This window comes from Flavobacterium circumlabens (assembly GCF_004345565.1).
Classification (GTDB): domain Bacteria; phylum Bacteroidota; class Bacteroidia; order Flavobacteriales; family Flavobacteriaceae; genus Flavobacterium; species Flavobacterium circumlabens.
This window is the reverse complement of sequence record NZ_SLWA01000010.1, coordinates 163,304-180,245: the sequence shown is the minus strand read 5'-3', so window position 1 is coordinate 180,245 and position 16,942 is coordinate 163,304. Positions and strand designations below refer to the sequence as shown.

The following is a 16,942-nucleotide window of genomic DNA, read 5'->3' as shown; positions in this document are numbered from 1 at the left end:
TTGCTTTTTCATATTTTGGTTTTTAAGTTACTATTTCTGGATAAGGATTAAATTATTGTAATTAATAATGTTATCAGGTTCATGATTTCTTTTTTGTGTTATTTTAAGTTCGGATAATATCCAGTTCGGTACAACCTGGGCACCTTTCTGCGTGTTTATTTTCTCGCTAAATGTCATTGGCTTATTTATAGAAATACTTCCATTGTATTTATTCCCGTTATATAAGGCCACATATGTATTTTCTTTTGAGTCACTGTTGGTGAGATATGTATCGTTTGTTTGATCTCCATCGTCTATGATAAATTCGTAATAACGGCTGTGCTTCGAATTTGAAAACAGGGTAGAATTGTCCGTTTGTTCGTTCCATGTATACACTTCAATTTTTACAGCAGAAAATAGTATTTCCTGAGTAGATCCTGCAACATACTTGTTTGCTGACATTTTACGTAATTCGTATTGTTGTGTGAAATTCCCGGGATTTAAAATGGAAACAAAAAAGGAGGAATTAGGTCTTTTGATGATGATACTATCCTTAGTTTTCCTAATAAGAATACTGTCTTTTGCAGAAGAAATGATACCAGAAGCGGATACTTTTATTTCTTCCTGAAAATTATAGTCAAGTTTATTGCGCTGATGTTTTGTTACGTCTGTTGTAATTGGTTTAAGGACATATTGTACATCGGGACTAGTGTCAAAATCTTTGATTTTGACATCAAACTTCAGGAGCTCACCGGTTTGAATATTGCTCCAGTCAATTCTTTCAATGTTTTTAGTTAAAATGAAATCAGCTTTATGATTTCGAATTTCTGATTTTGAAGAACGGTCTTCTGTACTACAAGAGAATAGTATTGCTAAATACATAAAATATAAATAGTTTCTCATTTTTTTATTTTTTTTTAAAGAAATAACTATTTATTGTGTTCGATAGACCCGAAAGGACATTAAAATACTATAATAAGACAATTTTAAAAACTGGATGTAGTTGTAATGCTTCGGAGTATTCTATGCTTAAAAAGCAGAAACCCGAAAAGAATAGATATTCTTTCCGGGTTATTTTTTTTCAGTGTCGTTTGAAAATCGACTATTACTGGCAGCTATTTATTCAGTCTGCTTTATTTTAGAATAATTGTCTCTAAATGACTTAGCCAATTTTCTTTGTAACTATTTCCAATGGGAATTTCGATCGTATTTATTTCAACTTCATTTTTAGAATACGCGGTGAGTTTTTTGGTTTGAATAATAAAAGAACGATGAACTCTGACAAAATTAGCATCTAACAATTTCTCAAAAACAGAAATATTTTGTTTGATATGATGTGATTTCCCGTTTTCCAGGTGAATGGTAATATAATCTTTGAGGCTTTCGATGTATAAAATTTCGTCAAATATAATCTTAATGTTTTTACTTCCGCTGGTCACAAAAATATGATTCTCGTTGGTTGGTTTTATTTCCTTTTTTGGAAGCTGTAACTGTTTGAATTTCTCTACTGAAACAAAAAAACGATCAAAAGTAATGGGCTTCAAAAGGTAATCGATCACGTTGAGTTCATATCCTTCAATCGCATATTCTCTGTAGGCGGTCGTAAAAATTACCTTAGGCGGATTTTTTAGTTTTTTCAGGAAATCATTTCCTTTTAATAAGGGCATTTCGATATCCAAAAAAATCAAATCGACTGTATTTGTTTCTAAAAAAGCATAGGCTTTTAAGGCATTTTCGAAAGAATCGACTAATTCAAAACTTTCAAAATTCATCAAATGGGAGGCAATTAATTCTCTGGCTAAAGGTTCATCGTCAACGATAATACATTTGTATTTCATTTAAAAATAAAGGTTTTTTAATGTCTAAAATCTAATTTACTGCATTGGATTGTCTTTTGCCAATCTTTCTAAAACTTCTTTTCCGTTTTTATTTTCAGGATTTAATTCAACAGATTTCCGGTACATTTTTATCGCTTCTTCTTTTTGGTTTGTTTTTAATAAAGCTTCGCCATAACTGTCGTAAGCATTTGCACTTGCTGGGTTTAATGTCAGATTTAATTTAAAAACGGCTGCTGCTTTTTGGGTTTCTTCTTTTCGTAATAAGGCGTAACCCCAGGTATTTAAATCATCTTCTGAATGATAAAAAGCCAGATCTTCCGCTTTTTCTTCATTACAAGCTGTTACAGCATATTGCAGCGCACGTTCCTGAATCTCCGCTTTTTGTTTAGACGTATTGGCATACATTTTTGCTATTGTAGTGATTACCAAAGGTGGATTGCCAACCCAGATCCCATGTCCGCAGTCATTTGCTGTAATGCCAGTAACGTTAGGATGGTTTTCTACATATTTTTTATGGCATTCTTTCCAGCGTTCAATTTCCTCAGGTGCTTTCAAAAAAGGAATTCCGTTTACAAAATCAACAACCGGAATATGCTGTGGAATTTCTATTTTGCTCATTATCCTGACTGTTTCAAGAATAGTGGCCGACATATAATAAGTTCCTTTGTTGTTTTTCTTCCATTCCGGAATCAGCTTTTCCTGTTTCGCTAATTCCTTTTCGATAACACCATCTTCAAAGTAGTTGTGATTCACATCAATAAGTACAATACCTTTCACCAATTTGGGATGTCTGGAAGCATAAAGAGCCGAAAGGTAACCGCCATAAGAATGTGATATCAATACGATTTCCTTATCATATCCCAGTTTTTTTAATCCAATTTCCAGATCTTCAATACTACTCATAATTCCGTGTTTGGAATCATCGGTTTGTAAGGTGTCAATAGTACTTGTCCCAAATCCGGCACGATCGTAGGTGATCAGAGGGGCATTTGTTATGGTAGAAATCTGATCGAGAATAGAATTCCAGACAGCGCCGTTGTTTCCGCCACCGGAATCAAATAGTATTGGTTTCCCTGTACCTTTTACAATCTTAAAATGAATTTTATGATGACCAACATCAACCAGTGTATCTATGACTTTAGATTGACTCCTTGCAGCAAAAGTGCTGAAAATTAAAATAGAAATTAAAAAAAGGTTTTTCATATTAGGTGTTGAGATAAAGTTTGACTTTAAAATTGTTTTGTGTTTCTTCAATTTCCAGCTGATGTTTTTTCGGATACAATAAGTCCAGTTGTTTTCTCACGTTTTCGAGTCCAATTTGAGATTTGTCTGTAAGGAAAGCCGATTCATTTTGAGGTTTTGTGTTTTCAATACAAAATACAATCTGGTTCTTTTTACTTTCCAGATTCAATTGAATTTTGGCTTTTTCGGTTTCGTTTACGACTCCATGTTTAAAGGCATTTTCGATGAAAGTCAAAATTATTAACGGAGATATTGTATTGTTTTCTGAAATGTCTTTTGTAAACGAAATGTTTAATCTGTTTTGGTCATAACGAAGTTTTTCCAGGGCGATATAATTTTCAATTAAAGCAATTTCTTTTTCTATTGAGACATAATCCTCAGTGCAGCGGTAGAGAACAAAATCTAAAATCTCCGATAATTTTGCAATTACTTCAGGGGCTTTATCATCTTTTTTCAACGTCAGTGTGTAAAGATTATTTAAAGTATTGAAAAGAAAATGAGGGTTGAGCTGGTTTTTCAGGAACTTCAATTCCATTGATTTTTTTTCTTCCTCCAGTTTTAAAAGGCGTTGCTGCTTGCGGTTAAAACTGATAAACCCCAGGATGATAATAGGATAGGTGATAAAAGAAAACTCTCTGAAGATTAATTTAAAAGAAGTCAGTCTTTCGGGAACAGTCATTTTCTGACCCAGCCAGCCGTCAAAGAAAGCAGGGAACCTGGGTTGGAGATAGTAATATTTAAAAGTCATTAAAAGAGCAAAAACCAGATAAAGCCAACCCGTTGCGCCTACAATAAAAAGGAGATATTTCTTTTTATTAAGTGTCTGCGGAATAATCCAGTAAATCAATCCGTAGGCAGCGGTAACCTCGGCTAAAATTTTCCACATATAAATAAATGTGAAAACAAAATAAGTGTCTTCTTCAGACTTGCCGGAAATATATAAAAGCAAAAAAGAAATCCAATATACACAATGCATAAGGACTCTTTTTAAATCAAAGTTTTTCAGAAAAATCATATTCGGTTTTAAGTGGCGGCAAGATAATAAAATATAGGAACGGGTCTTCTTCGTCAGGATAAATAAGAGGATTTAGCTTCCGAAAATAACCCTTTAGCATACGAATGAACTATTCTTTGAAAATTTAGTATTTGAATGCTAAAACGGTGTTTTCATTTGCGCATAAAACAGCATAAACATTTGAAGATTATATTCGATTAAAAATAAATAATCATGATTAAAATTATTCTGCTAATAGTCCTTTTTCTGGGAAGTAAACTGAACTAAAAACTGAATTTTAAAAGCCGAAAAACAATTAAAATCGAAACAAGAAAATGACGAAAATAATTAAAAACACAGTTGCTGTTCTGATCTTAATCAGTACGACAAATTTATGGGCACAGAAGGGCAAACAGGAAATTATGTATCGTGAGGATTCAAAATTTATACAACCCACTTTATCTGAAGACCTTATAATACCTATATTGTCTGCCGAAAAAGTAAAAGTGAGCAAAGTTGATGCTGCCCTAAAAGACATGATTCAGAAAAACAATATTATTGGATTGCAATTAGCGATTGTCAGTAATAATAAGATTGTCAAAACAATGAATTATGGTTTGGCTAACATTCAGGATTCTGTCTGGGTTGACAGCAAAACCGTTTTCAGTATTAATTCAATGACCAAAGCGTTTACCGGAGTTGCTCTTATGCAATTGGCAGAAGAGGGAAAACTAAATTTAGATGATCCCATTTCAAAATATTTGGATAGCCTTCCCAATACCTGGAAAAATATCACGATAAAACAATTAGCCGGCCATACTTCAGGAATTCCGGATATTTGGAATTCGGAGCGAAATATGATAACCGAAAATAATCAGATAGCATTGAAAAAAATAAAAGAGCTGCCAATAGTTTTTCAACCCGGAGAGCGCTTTGGTTACAATCAGACGAATTATCTTTTGCTTGGCATGCTCATTGAAAAAATTAGCGGGAAATCATTTGAAAAATATCTCACAGAAAACCAGTTCAATAAGGTTGGAATGAAGAATTCAGCCAAAGCCGGATTGGCAGATTATTACAAAGTAGTTCAGCATTCCGCAAGATCTTACACGCATTTTAGAAACGGCAGTTTAACGAATATGTATGAGGAAATTCCTGAAAATTTAAGAACGGCAGCAGGAATTTATTCCACCGCAACAGAAATAGCGGAATGGATAATAGCTTTACAAAGCCGCCAGTTAGTCAAAGAAGAAAAGAATCTTGAAGCACTTTGGACGCCAATGGTGCTTACTAATGGAAAAACACAGGGAATGAGTGATTTTTTAAACGGATATGCCATTGGTTTTTACACCAGTTCAGGAACAGGAAATTCTGTTATTGCTTCATTAGGCGGCGTGAGATCAGGGATGTACATTTATCCAAAAGACAATATTTCGGTCATAATTTTAACCAACTCACAGGGTTTCCATCCGGAAGACTATCTGGAAGAAATCGCCTGTTTGTATCGTACAGAAAACAAATAGCTCCTGGCTATGCGAGTGCTAAATTTCATTCATCCCCTATTATTTTCCTTTCCTGTACTTTTATTTGTCCAGTCTGTATTAGAGAAATATCTTTACTACAGCACTAACAACTTTTATTTTGAAAACAGGTACAGGAATATCGGCATATTGGAAAATTCAGCTCACAGGATGGATTACGACTTCACTGTATTGGGGCATTTCGGCTTTTTTCAGCGGTAATTTTATTTGGAAAATAGGCATTGCAGATGTAATAATGGACGTATTTGTTGGTATTACACTGACACATATTTACAGGAATTTTGCCTTAAAAAAAGGATGGAATAAAGTAAACCTGAAAACTTTAGTCCCAAAAATGGCAGTTAGTGTTTTAGTACTTTCTTTATTATACATGTTTTTGATTGTAAGCAAGCTTTATCTGATACGCTTGTTTGTTCTACAAAGTAATCCGGTTTCATTTATCACGTTTTTTAAAGTAACACAAGTGCAGCTTTTTATCACGGGTATCAGACTCATGTCTATTTGGATATTGGCGTACCATCTGTACCATTATTCCAGGCTTGAAATACAAACGGTGAAAGAAAATGCACGATTGTCAGTCGCAGTACAAGAAGCACAACTCAATAACCTGAGTGCACAACTGAATCCGCATTTCTTTTTTAATTCTTTGAATACGATAAAATTCCTAATATTAGAAAATCCACATTCAGCCAGAAGAGCGATAGACCTTTTATCTGATTTACTAAGGAATTCCTTAAACGGGAACATTAAAACAGTAGTACCCTTAAATGACGAAATTAATCTTGTCAGAGACTATCTGGAATTAGAAAAAATACGATTTGAAGAGCGTTTGCAAATAGAAATCGAAACAAGCATTGATTTATCGAAACATTTAATCCTGCCTTTGAGTATTCAGTCCCTGGCTGAAAATGCAATAAAACACGGAATTGAAAAAAGAAAAGCCGGCGGATTTATTAGTGTAAAAGTGGACAAAGAAAACAATTTTATAAAAATCAGTGTTCAAAACTCCGGGAAGCTAAATAAAGAAAGTACAGATTCAGGTATCGGACTACATAACCTGAAAGAAAGGCTGTTGTTGCAATATAGCGAAAAGGCTTCTTTTGAAATTAAGGAAATGGAAGACGAAACGGTTTTGGCAACTATTTTAATACCGTCGAAATGAAAAAAATAAAAGTGATAATAGTCGACGATGAACGTTCATCGAGGGAAGAACTCAAAATAGCATTAAAGGCGTATGAAGACTTTGTTCTTACAGGTGAGGCAGAAAATGCCGATGAAGCAAAGGATTTGATTGAAACGACAATGCCTGATCTGATTTTTTTGGATATTGAGATGCCTGAGAAATCCGGTTTCGATTTACTGGAATCTTTGGATAACGTGCCGGCAGTATTATTTATTACAGCTTATAACCAATATGCGGTGCAGGCATTTGAAGTAAATGCACTGGATTATTTAATGAAACCTATACGGAAAGAACGTTTTGCAAAAGCAATTGAAAAAATAAGGAATACCATTACACCAAAATATTCTTTAGAGAATGTAGCAAAAGACCGCAAAATTTTCATTAAGGATGGAGAGAAGCGATTCTTTGTCCGTATAGATGAAATTTACCGGATAGAATCACTTGAAAATTACACCAGACTCTATTTTGAAGGTAAAAAAGCACTGCAAAGACGTTCCCTCCGCCAATGGGAAGAGATGCTGGATGAAACTATTTTTTTCAGAATAAACAGAACCGAAATTGTAAATATTAAATATATACAGGAAGTAAACAGGGCAGTCAGCGGTAGGTTAGAAGTAAAACTAAAGACCGGAGAACTACTGGAAGTATCAAACCGGCAGGCGGTCAAATTCAAAAACCTCAATAGTATTTAATAAATAAATAAAGTATTCAATCTTTATACTGCTTAAGCATAGCTGATAAAGTAAAACCTAATTAGAAAACTCCGAAAAAAGCCGTTCGATGAAACCAATCTTAAATTTTGCATTCCTTATTTTAATACTATCAAACGCATTCGCACAGCAGACCAGTGTAACAAAATCAGAAGATTTAAAAACTGCTTATGATATTCAGGACAGTGTGATGATCAAAACACATGATGGTGCTTTTATATCAGCGATCGTTGTTCGGAAAAAGGGAATAGTTACTCCTAAACCCGTTATACTTCAGTACACGATTTATGTACGGGACAAAGGGAGAGATATTAAATCCCTAAAGGAAGCTGCTGATCATGATTATATAGGTATAATGGCCTATACCAGGGGAAAACGATTCAGTACGGATGAAATATTTCCGTATGAGAATGACGGAAATGATGCTTATGATGTTATTGATTGGATCAGTAAACAAAAATGGTGTAATGGAAGCGTGGGAATGTATGGCGGAAGCTATAACGGATTTACGCAATGGGCAGCCTGTAAAAAAATGCATCCGTCACTTAAAACGATAGTGCCTTATGTGGCCAACAGACCCGGAATGGGGCTGCCGATGGAGAACAATGTTTTTGTAAATCCAAATTACGAATGGTCTTTTTATGTAGGGAACAATAAATATTTAGATACTCTTACAGGAAATGACAGGCAGCGTTTCAGGAAGATGATGTTTAAATGGTGGGAAACCGGAACTGCCTACAAAAAAATGGATAGTATAGACGGTACACCAAACAAGCTTTTCCAGCGATGGCTGGAGCATCCCTCATTTGATGCCTATTGGCAAAAAATGGCTCCTTACGGAAAAGAATTTAGAAAAATAAATATCCCTGTCTTAGCATTTGACGGCTATTATAACGACTCTCAAAATTCAGGTTTGTATTATGTAAGAGAACTGCAAAAATACAATCCGCAAACTCCGGTATATGTAATTATTGGGCCCTACGGTCACTTTGGTACGCAAGTTGGCGGTGAAAGTGAATTGTATGATTACAAAGTTGATTCAATAGCATTATTCAATATAAAAGAAATAACCTATCAGTGGTTTGATTATATTCTAAAAAACGGTACTAAACCGGAAATGCTGAAAGATAAAATCAACTATGAAGTGATGGGAGCGAATGAGTGGAGAAGCGCACCTTCTTTGGATAAAATGCATAATAGTTTCCTGAAGCTGTATTTGACCGATAGCAAATCAGGAAAATTTTACGCCTTGGAGGACAGGAAACCAATTCAAAAAAAATACCTGTACCAGGAGGTTAATTTTGCGGACCGGCAAACACAGAATAATGAATATTATCCGGATCCGATTATTAGGAAAGAAATTGATACCAGTAACGGATTTGTTTTTATAAGTGAACTGCTCAAAGAACCCATGTTGATTAATGGTTCGTTTTTAGGGGAAATAAAAGCAAGTATTAACAAAAGAGATATGGACATTGGCGTTACGCTATATGAAATAATGCCAAATGGAGAATATTTCCATTTGTCTTATTTTTTAGGTCGTGCGAGTTATGCTAAAGATAGTACGAAAAGAAATTTGCTAAAACCAGATACCATAGAATCAGTTCCTTTTTCGAATACGCATCTGATAAGTAAACAACTAAGAAAAGGAAGCCGTTTGGCTGTTGTTATAAATGTCAATAAAAATCCCTTTTCGGAACTCAATTACGGCACTGGAACAGTCGTGGCAGAAGAAACCATAAAGGATGCAAAAGAACCTTTAAAAATAAAATGGTATACGGATAGTTTCGTGAAAATTCCAATTTTAAAATAAATATTAATTCAAAAAAAAAGGAACCCCACCAGTTTTTATACTTGTGGGGTTTTATTGGATTTAATCTTTTAAAAGATATACCCGCATTATATTTTATTGTAGAGTTTATCCATTTATAAACTTTTTGTTTTTGCTGCAAAATAGATTTGCTTCGTAATCTATATTTAAAATAAAATCAGTTAATGCTGATTTTGTTGCTTCATTACAATTGTTAAACATGGGTTCGAAGAAAAAGTCACGACAAATAAGTGCTTCACCGGACGAGTCGTAAACGGCATCTTCAGAAAATGGAACTTCCGGATTTTGGTTTGGAAATTGATTGACAAGCTTATAAATTGTGCCTTCAAACCATTTGTCAAATTTCTTTCTCTTCGGCGCTACATGTCGCACTAATAGCACCAATCCAACCAATTCACTCTGAAGCATAAAGGATCTTTTTTTGTACAAAACATCAATTATCCTGACATTCATAAGCGCAATCCATATCGGGCCGTTTATAAAACCGGAAGCAGGAATGTCTAATTCTGCATCAAAGAGCAGTGGTTTGGTGTTTTCAGGATTTTCAACAGAATACCACAATGATTCAATTCGGTGGCGTATGTCATCAGACATTGTGGTGTAATCTTTAAAATACCAGTAAATCCATTCAAGCAAGGAGGCAGTTAAGCCTATTGCGGCTTTGTGACCAATTTTGTTTAGTATATTGTCCAGTTCATCATTTCCTTCAAAAGGATCCAATAATCCTAACATGATTTTTTCATTCCACTTGTAATCAATAATGTGGTTCATACACTTTGATTTTTGAATTACTTCGGGTACTTTTTCTAAATTTCTCATATTCATACTCATTTGTTAAAATTAATTTCAGTTTATAAACATTGTATAATCCTACACAGATGTTTAGTTTTAGAATCAAGGACAAAATTATCCTTAGTAATCTTTTGAATATGTCTGTAAAAGCTTTTAAAATAATAAAATAAGGTTTTTTTTCGATTATAAATGATTAATATTTAATAAAATAAGAAAAAGATTACATATTAATTAGGGTTAAAAACTAAGTAAGAAATAATTTTAAATAAAAAACCCGCAAATTTCAAATGCATTGAAACTTACGGGTTTGTACTTATTGGTGTTTTCTAGAATATTATCCTAAAAACGGGTATCTGTAATCTTCCGGAGTTACAAATGTTTCTTTGATCGTTCTTGGAGAAGCCCAACGTAATAAGTTCAATGCAGAACCTGCTTTGTCGTTAGTTCCTGAAGCTCTTGCTCCACCAAAAGGCTGCATTCCTACAACAGCTCCTGTTGGCTTATCATTGATGTAGAAGTTACCGGCAGCATTCTGCAATTTGGTAGTTGCTACTTCAATCGCATAACGATCCTGGCTAAATACCGCTCCGGTTAAAGCGTACTCAGAAGTAGTATCAACCAGTTCTAAAGTTTCTTCCCATTTGGCATCTTCGTACACATAAATAGTCATTACAGGCCCGAATAATTCGGTTTCCATTGTAGTATATTTAGGATTTGTAGTGACAATAACCGTTGGCTCAATAAAGTATCCTACAGATTTATCGTAATTTCCTCCAACGATGATTTCGGCATCAGCATCTTTTTTAGCCTGATCAATATAACTGGCCAATTTATCAAAAGAACCTTCGTGAATTACTGCTGTAATAAAGTTTCCGAAATCTTCCGGAGAACCCATTTTAAAAGATTTTACATCAGCAATTAATTGTTCTTTAACAGCTGGCCATAAACTTTGCGGAATATAAGCTCTTGACGCCGCAGAACATTTTTGACCCTGATATTCAAATGCACCACGACTAATTCCGGTTGATACTTGTTTTGCGTTAGCGCTTGGATGTGCAATGATAAAATCTTTACCACCAGTTTCACCAACAATTCTTGGGTATGTTTTATAGTTGTGAATGTTTGCCCCAATTTTAGCCCAGATATCTTTAAATACATGAGTAGAACCTGTAAAGTGAATTCCTGCAAAATCACGACTTGCCAAAACAGTATCAGTAATCATTAAAGCATCACCAAAAACAACGTTGATAACGCCATCCGGAACACCCGCTTCTTTAAAAACTTCGATAATGATTTGTGTAGAAAATACCTGACTGTCACTTGGTTTCCAGATTACCACGTTACCCATCATAGCGGCACTGGCAGGAAGATTTGCAGCAATTGCAGTAAAGTTAAAAGGCGTAATTGCGTAAACAAAACCTTCAAGGGGTCTGTATTCTAAACGATTCCAAACCGTAGAATCTGATTTTGGCTGATCGTTGTAAATTTGCGTCATGAATTCTACGTTGTAACGTAAAAAGTCAATTAATTCGCAAGAGGCATCAATTTCTGCCTGATGAATATTTTTAGACTGACCGATCATGGTTGCAGCATTAATGCGGGCTCTGTAAGGACCGGCGATAAGTTCTGCTGCTTTTAGGAAAATAGCTGCACGTTGTTCCCATGCCATGTTTGCCCAGGCTGTTCTTGATTCAAGAGTATTAGCAATCGCTTTTTCGATATGTTGTTTTTCAGCTAAGTGGTAAGTTCCTACGATATGTTTGTGATCGTGAGGAGCTGATATTGTTTTCGTATTTCCAGTTTTAATTTCTTCACTCCCAATATATAAAGGAACATCAATTTTAGAGTTCCACATTGTAGTGTAAGCTGCCTGAACAGCTGCTTTTTCTGGTGAATTGGGTGCGTATCCTTTTACTGGTTCGTTTACCGCTTTTGGTACATGAAAGAATCCTTTTAGCATGTTATTTAAAATTAGATAATTAGACAATTTAACGGTTAGAAAATTTGATTTGTTACGAATAATCTAACGCTGCACAAAAGTACAAAGGATAAATTAATAATTTGATAGTTTTGTGAATAAGATAACTATAAGAAATATAGTTTTAACTTAGATTTAATTTAAAGCAAACGGAGCACACATCCTGAAGGTAGGAACGATAACTTTGAATGTTTTTGTAGTGGTAAAATTAATCATATTAAAATGACCTTTCATGGCTCCGTAAGGAGATGATAATAAACAACCGGAACTGTAAGTGTGATTTTCTCCAGGTTTTAAAACTGGTTTTTTACCAATAACACCTTCACCGTCAACTACTTCAATGTCATTTAAGGAGTCGAAAATTTCCCAGTGACGAGACGTCAGCTGAACAGAATCTTTACTGTGATTTTCGATTGTGATAACGTAACTAAAGGCAAAATGAATCTTGTAGTTTTTGAAGTAAGTACCTTCAAAACTAGTTAAAACAGATATTTTTATGCCTCGTGTTATCTGAGAAACCATACTAACGTAGTATATATGTGTGTGTTATAGTTGCAAACTTACAAAAAAAAATCCTTTGACCGAAATCCTTTAACAATGTTTTTAATTGGTGATATTGACGGAGTTAGCAGTTCCTTTTCCAATAACTCTTTCATAACGATCCGAACTTTGCTTGTAATAAACCAATATGATGTAGTCATTTTCGGTTTGGTAGAAGTTTCCGTCAATCGCATTTTCATAATCAATAACTCCTTTTTTATCCGCAATCTGATATTCAAAATTGGTAAAACCCTGTTTGATCATCACGGCTTTTTCGTAAACCCCTTTATCGGCATTGTAATCCATTTTGTATTCCGGAGTTAAACTGTAATTGTTAAACATTCCCGTTATGTAAATGTCTTTATTTAATCTAAAAGCAGGGGCAGAAAGTGTAAAATAGACCCACGCATAATCAGCTTCAATCTGGTTATTGGATCCGTTTATATTTTTAACCACAAAGTTTCCGTTTACATCCTGATTCAAAGTATAAATCTGATTGGCTCTTGCCTGATTGGTATATAAGTAAGAATTGTAAATATCACTATTAGAACCCACTTTTCCAACATTGTTGCTTGCTGACCGGATGTCTTTATTCTCAAAATACAGAAATTCATTTCCGGCCCAGAATTGTGTTTCTTTATCGTACTTGTAAACCAATTGGTTTCCAAGGGTGTATTGTGGTACAATGTTTTTAATGGTCGTGTTAAAATCTCCATTTTGCAGCAAAAGCACTTTTACATTTTGCAAAGGATTCTGAAAAACAATATCATTAGAGAGTATGGCAAAATCAAGATTCTGTTTATAATCGATATTGCTGAGGTTTCTTGTCCTTTTTACCTGAGCAGTTACGGTCGAATGCTCTTCATATAAAATGAATTTTCTCGAAAAAACCACATCTTTATCCTCATTCAGGATTTTTAAGATGTAATTGCCTGAAATTCTTAATTGCGTTGTAAACTGGTTGGGGAAAGCAAGCCTGTAATGCGAATAAATCTGAAGCGTATTGAAGGAATTGGAATAATCAGTAATCCTTTGATTATCAAAACCAAGAACATAATCCGTTTTCGGAATATCGCTTGGTTTCCAGTTGTAATCGCAATGGGTGATATCAAAATAATAATTGGCTTCACTGCCAAATAAGTCATCAAACTGGAGTTCAAAAGCAGAACCCAATTCAAATATCGGAATAACATTCGCACCATTCTGAACAAACGAAACCGTTTTAATATTGTAGGGAGGCGGAACTTCATTTTGTACTTCCTGTGCCGTCACCGAAGCAAAAAAGAAAAACAAAAGCAGGTTCTGAAACAAAAATTTAGGCATCTTATTAGGTTGTAAGATTGTAAATATAAGAATTTATGCCACGTAATGAGAGGTGAGCTGCAATTTATTAAGAACCCAGAATGTATTCCAGATTAGCTTCGATTTCATCATTAATATAGCTTTCTTCTAAAAGCGAATCAGACAATAGCTTTTTGTTTTCCTGCAGTTTGATTATTTTTTCTTCGACTGTATTTTTCGAAATAAACCGGACAACATTTACTTTATTTAATTGTCCAATTCGATGCGCCCTTCCAACTCCTTGTTTTTCAGCAAAAGGATTCCACCACGGATCCAGGAACAAAACATAAGACGCTTTGGTGATGTTCAGGCCGACACCACCTGCTTTCAGCGAAATAAAAAACAGTAAAGGCTCTTCGTTTTCCTGAAACAGATTGACCTGCTGCTCTCTTTTTCCGGCAGGAGTGGCACCTGTAATTTCACAAAATGCGATCTTATTTTGTTTGCACCAGTTGGTGTAAAAATTCAAATTAGTAACAAACGAGCTGAAAATGATCGTTTTTTGTTTCTCTTTTACTAAAGTTTCCAAATAATTAGTGACTGCTAGATATTTTCCGGAATCAATTTCCGAATCCTGATCTACCATTTTTGGATGATTGCTCAGTTGTCTTAACTTCATCAGCGTGTTGATGATACTAATTTTGTCAGATGTTGATCCGTCTGTCTTCAGTAAAAAATTCCGTGCTTTAGATTTTTCTTCTTCATATAACTTTTCCTGTTCAGGATCCATATTGCAGTAATAAATCTGTTCAGACAGTTCAGGTAAGTCTTTCAAAACCTGTTCTTTGGTTCTTCTTAAAATATAAGGCTGAATAAGGTTTTTTAATTCAGACAAACTATTTCCGTCCTGCTTTTTCTCAATCGGAATTTTAAAATTTTCTGCAAAAAAGGCATAACTGCCCAAAATATCCGGATTTATAAATTGCATTTGAGACCATAAATCATCCAGTGAGTTTTCGATAGGCGTACCACTCAGCGCCATTTTATGAGCCGTATTTATTTTATTAATGGCTTTGAAAATCTTAGAATTTTTATTTTTGATGTACTGACTTTCATCCAGAATTAGATAGCGGAAATTGTATTTTTCCAAAATTGAAATATCGCGATGAACAATGTTGTAGCTGGTAAAAATTAAATCTGACGCTTCCAGTCTGTTCAGCAATAGTTTCCTGTCGTTACCAATATATTGCATTTTTGAAAAATGCGGTGTAAATTTCAGTGCCTCGTTATACCAGTTGAAAACCAGTGAAGAAGGCAAAACAATCAAAGCTTTTAATGGTTCTCTTTCAATAACAGTTTCGTTTTGAAACAAATCAAAATTTGTAGTTTTAGTTGTAAATGCTAACTGTTCCTGTACGGCAACCAGAACTGCTAAGGTTTGTAATGTTTTTCCAAGCCCCATATCATCAGCCAGACAAGCACCTAAATTCGAGTTAAAATGACCTAAAAGCCATTTTACTCCATCGATCTGATAAGGCCTTAAAGTTGCTTTCAGCAAATCAGAAGAGGTATATTCTGCTTTGTGAATTACATCTTTTTTGATTTCCGGAATTGTATCCAAAGCAGCAAAATTACTTTTACGCAAAAAGAGATTTCCGTTTTCTGTTTTCGCCAGTTTTGCCAATGCGCTATATTTGCTGAGCCATTCTGAAGGAATCAGAAAATAACTTCCGTCAGGTAATAGAAACAGCCTTTCTTTACTTTTTATGTTCGGGATAATTTCACTGAAATTAATCGTGCAATTTCCAATTGTAATGATGATTCGGATGTCAAACCAATCTTCTTTTGTTTCTTCTCTTGAAGCTGAAATGGTATAGTTTTCTGTGCTGATTTTCCTGCTTTCCAGTTTTAAATTCTCTATTGTAAACCCTAAACTTTCCAGTTCTTCCTTATAATCAATAATCCATTGAATATTGGAATAAGGATCATGAATTTCCGCATCAGTATTAGATCCAAATAATTCGTTTTTGACTTTTGTTAAACCAATTTCAAGTAATTTGTCGGTGTATACAATTTCATCAGAACTGCGTTTAAACTGAATTATTTTGGGTTCATTGGCAACGCTGAAATCGACAAACGAATGTGTTTTTTTAGTTTTACCGGCCTCAAATACATAACCGTTATAATCAAAATAAAGGTTGAGGTAATAACAGTTTTTAAAAAAATCATAAACCGGCTGAATCGTGCAGGAAATGATTTTATCCCGATGTTCAATTTCAAAACCGGTGGCTTCGATATCTATTTTTTTGGCTATTTGCGGAATGAAATTTTTAAAATAATCATCGACTAATTTTGAAGGTATTTCGATGGATTGCTTCTTTAAAAAAGGAGAAAGTTTTTTTGAATTAAGCTCTTTTAACTGCCCTAATTTTTTATCGATAATCAACCATCCCGGCTCATCCAGCAGCGCCTCTGCACTACAATTCATGGGAAAGAATGTAGTTTCGTTTTCTTTTAAGGATAAAGTATACGTAATTCCGTCGGCATGTTTGTCAAATTGAATCTGAGGTTCGAAATAAAGTGGATTCGTAGCAACTCTGGAGCGATAAAAATCCTTTTCAGCTCCCATGTTTACAGATAACGGAAACTGTTCCTGTACAATCAGGGTGTAAAACGAATCTAAATTTATTTTTAAATGCTGACGAATTGCAAAATCAATTTTGGAATCTTTTTGCAGGTCAGCAATTGTTTTTGCGGACTTGATTTTTGCACTGAATTTTTTGAAAATAAATTCAGGTTTTAAGGCTTCGCAAATCGTTAGTATTTTTTTTGTATTGGAATCTAAATTTTCAAAAACGATTCCAAAACTTTCCAGCACGTCCGTAGTTGCTTTTTTATTCAAATACTTAATTTCATTGGTGTTTTCAACGATATAAGCGGTTGGCGTATAAACATTCAGATTTTTTTCAAAACTGATGTCAAAACAAAACTGAAATGATTTTGAAAGTTCCAAGGGTAATAATTTAATTCTGT

At 34.4% G+C, this 16,942-nt stretch carries 13 protein-coding genes; 4 read left to right on the top strand and 9 right to left on the bottom strand.

Going from position 1 to position 16,942, the window contains the following annotated elements; translation table 11 throughout:
- Positions 1-30: 30 nt before the first annotated feature.
- The 4 genes from EV142_RS20725 to EV142_RS20710 all read right to left on the bottom strand — a co-directional run bounded on the left by EV142_RS20725 (position 31) and on the right by EV142_RS20710 (position 4,035).
- Positions 31-882 (bottom strand): hypothetical protein, encoded by an 852-nt coding sequence (locus EV142_RS20725; RefSeq protein WP_132037751.1) that lies wholly within the window; start codon positions 880-882, stop codon positions 31-33.
- 230 nt (positions 883-1,112) lie between these two features.
- Positions 1,113-1,817 carry a LytR/AlgR family response regulator transcription factor gene (locus EV142_RS20720; RefSeq protein WP_132037750.1) on the bottom strand — a complete coding sequence of 235 codons (705 nt, stop codon included), beginning with the start codon at positions 1,815-1,817 and terminating at the stop codon, positions 1,113-1,115.
- 36 nt (positions 1,818-1,853) lie between these two features.
- Positions 1,854-3,020 (bottom strand): alpha/beta fold hydrolase, encoded by a 1,167-nt coding sequence (locus tag EV142_RS20715; protein ID WP_132037749.1) that lies wholly within the window; start codon positions 3,018-3,020, stop codon positions 1,854-1,856.
- Between the two features lies 1 nt (position 3,021).
- Entirely contained in the window at positions 3,022-4,035 is a 1,014-nt protein-coding gene (locus tag EV142_RS20710) for a sensor histidine kinase (protein ID WP_158286356.1), read from the bottom strand.
- A 353-nt stretch (positions 4,036-4,388) separates the two neighbouring features.
- Between EV142_RS20710 and EV142_RS20705 the strand changes: the two genes are divergently transcribed.
- From EV142_RS20705 to EV142_RS20690, 4 genes are all read left to right on the top strand, one after another.
- On the top strand, positions 4,389-5,576 hold the full coding sequence (locus tag EV142_RS20705) for a serine hydrolase domain-containing protein (RefSeq protein ID WP_132037747.1): 1,188 nt from the start codon (positions 4,389-4,391) through the stop codon (positions 5,574-5,576).
- A gap of 118 nt (positions 5,577-5,694) precedes the next feature.
- The gene (locus EV142_RS20700; protein ID WP_132037746.1) at positions 5,695-6,756 is read left to right on the top strand and encodes a sensor histidine kinase; all 1,062 of its coding nucleotides are present in this window, start codon (positions 5,695-5,697) and stop codon (positions 6,754-6,756) included.
- Entirely contained in the window at positions 6,753-7,469 is a 717-nt protein-coding gene (locus EV142_RS20695; RefSeq protein WP_132037745.1) for a LytR/AlgR family response regulator transcription factor, read from the top strand. Before EV142_RS20700 ends, EV142_RS20695 begins: the two co-directional genes overlap by 4 nt.
- A gap of 88 nt (positions 7,470-7,557) precedes the next feature.
- Positions 7,558-9,300, top strand: coding sequence for a CocE/NonD family hydrolase (locus EV142_RS20690; RefSeq protein ID WP_132037744.1), 1,743 nt, complete (start codon positions 7,558-7,560; stop codon positions 9,298-9,300).
- 105 nt (positions 9,301-9,405) lie between these two features.
- Here the strand turns inward: EV142_RS20690 and EV142_RS20685 are convergent, their stop codons facing one another.
- The 5 genes from EV142_RS20685 to EV142_RS20665 form a co-directional block, all read right to left on the bottom strand.
- Complete coding sequence (locus EV142_RS20685; RefSeq protein ID WP_132037743.1) at positions 9,406-10,137, bottom strand: hypothetical protein; 732 nt, start codon at positions 10,135-10,137, stop codon at positions 9,406-9,408.
- Positions 10,138-10,444: 307 nt separating this feature from the next.
- Positions 10,445-12,070 carry an L-glutamate gamma-semialdehyde dehydrogenase gene (gene pruA / locus EV142_RS20680; protein WP_132037742.1) on the bottom strand — a complete coding sequence of 542 codons (1,626 nt, stop codon included), beginning with the start codon at positions 12,068-12,070 and terminating at the stop codon, positions 10,445-10,447.
- A gap of 153 nt (positions 12,071-12,223) precedes the next feature.
- Complete coding sequence (gene apaG, locus EV142_RS20675) at positions 12,224-12,610, bottom strand: Co2+/Mg2+ efflux protein ApaG (protein WP_132037741.1); 387 nt, start codon at positions 12,608-12,610, stop codon at positions 12,224-12,226.
- An 81-nt stretch (positions 12,611-12,691) separates the two neighbouring features.
- Positions 12,692-13,951, bottom strand: coding sequence for a type IX secretion system plug protein (locus EV142_RS20670; RefSeq protein ID WP_132037740.1), 1,260 nt, complete (start codon positions 13,949-13,951; stop codon positions 12,692-12,694).
- Positions 13,952-14,018: 67 nt separating this feature from the next.
- Entirely contained in the window at positions 14,019-16,922 is a 2,904-nt protein-coding gene (locus tag EV142_RS20665; RefSeq protein ID WP_132037739.1) for a DEAD/DEAH box helicase, read from the bottom strand.
- Positions 16,923-16,942: the final 20 nt, after the last annotated feature.

Excerpts from the sequence above, each read along its gene's own strand:
- EV142_RS20725 (WP_132037751.1), bottom strand. The coding sequence starts at position 882 with ATGAGAAACTATTTATATTTTATGTATTTAGCAATACTATTCTCTTGT.
- EV142_RS20720 (WP_132037750.1), bottom strand. The coding sequence starts at position 1,817 with ATGAAATACAAATGTATTATCGTTGACGATGAACCTTTAGCCAGAGAA.
- EV142_RS20715 (WP_132037749.1), bottom strand. The coding sequence starts at position 3,020 with ATGAAAAACCTTTTTTTAATTTCTATTTTAATTTTCAGCACTTTTGCT.
- EV142_RS20710 (WP_158286356.1), bottom strand. The coding sequence starts at position 4,035 with ATGCATTGTGTATATTGGATTTCTTTTTTGCTTTTATATATTTCCGGC.
- EV142_RS20705 (WP_132037747.1), top strand. The coding sequence starts at position 4,389 with ATGACGAAAATAATTAAAAACACAGTTGCTGTTCTGATCTTAATCAGT.
- EV142_RS20695 (WP_132037745.1), top strand. The coding sequence starts at position 6,753 with ATGAAAAAAATAAAAGTGATAATAGTCGACGATGAACGTTCATCGAGG.
- EV142_RS20690 (WP_132037744.1), top strand. The coding sequence starts at position 7,558 with ATGAAACCAATCTTAAATTTTGCATTCCTTATTTTAATACTATCAAAC.
- EV142_RS20685 (WP_132037743.1), bottom strand. The coding sequence starts at position 10,137 with ATGAGAAATTTAGAAAAAGTACCCGAAGTAATTCAAAAATCAAAGTGT.
- pruA (WP_132037742.1), bottom strand. The coding sequence starts at position 12,070 with ATGCTAAAAGGATTCTTTCATGTACCAAAAGCGGTAAACGAACCAGTA.
- apaG (WP_132037741.1), bottom strand. The coding sequence starts at position 12,610 with ATGGTTTCTCAGATAACACGAGGCATAAAAATATCTGTTTTAACTAGT.
- EV142_RS20670 (WP_132037740.1), bottom strand. The coding sequence starts at position 13,951 with ATGCCTAAATTTTTGTTTCAGAACCTGCTTTTGTTTTTCTTTTTTGCT.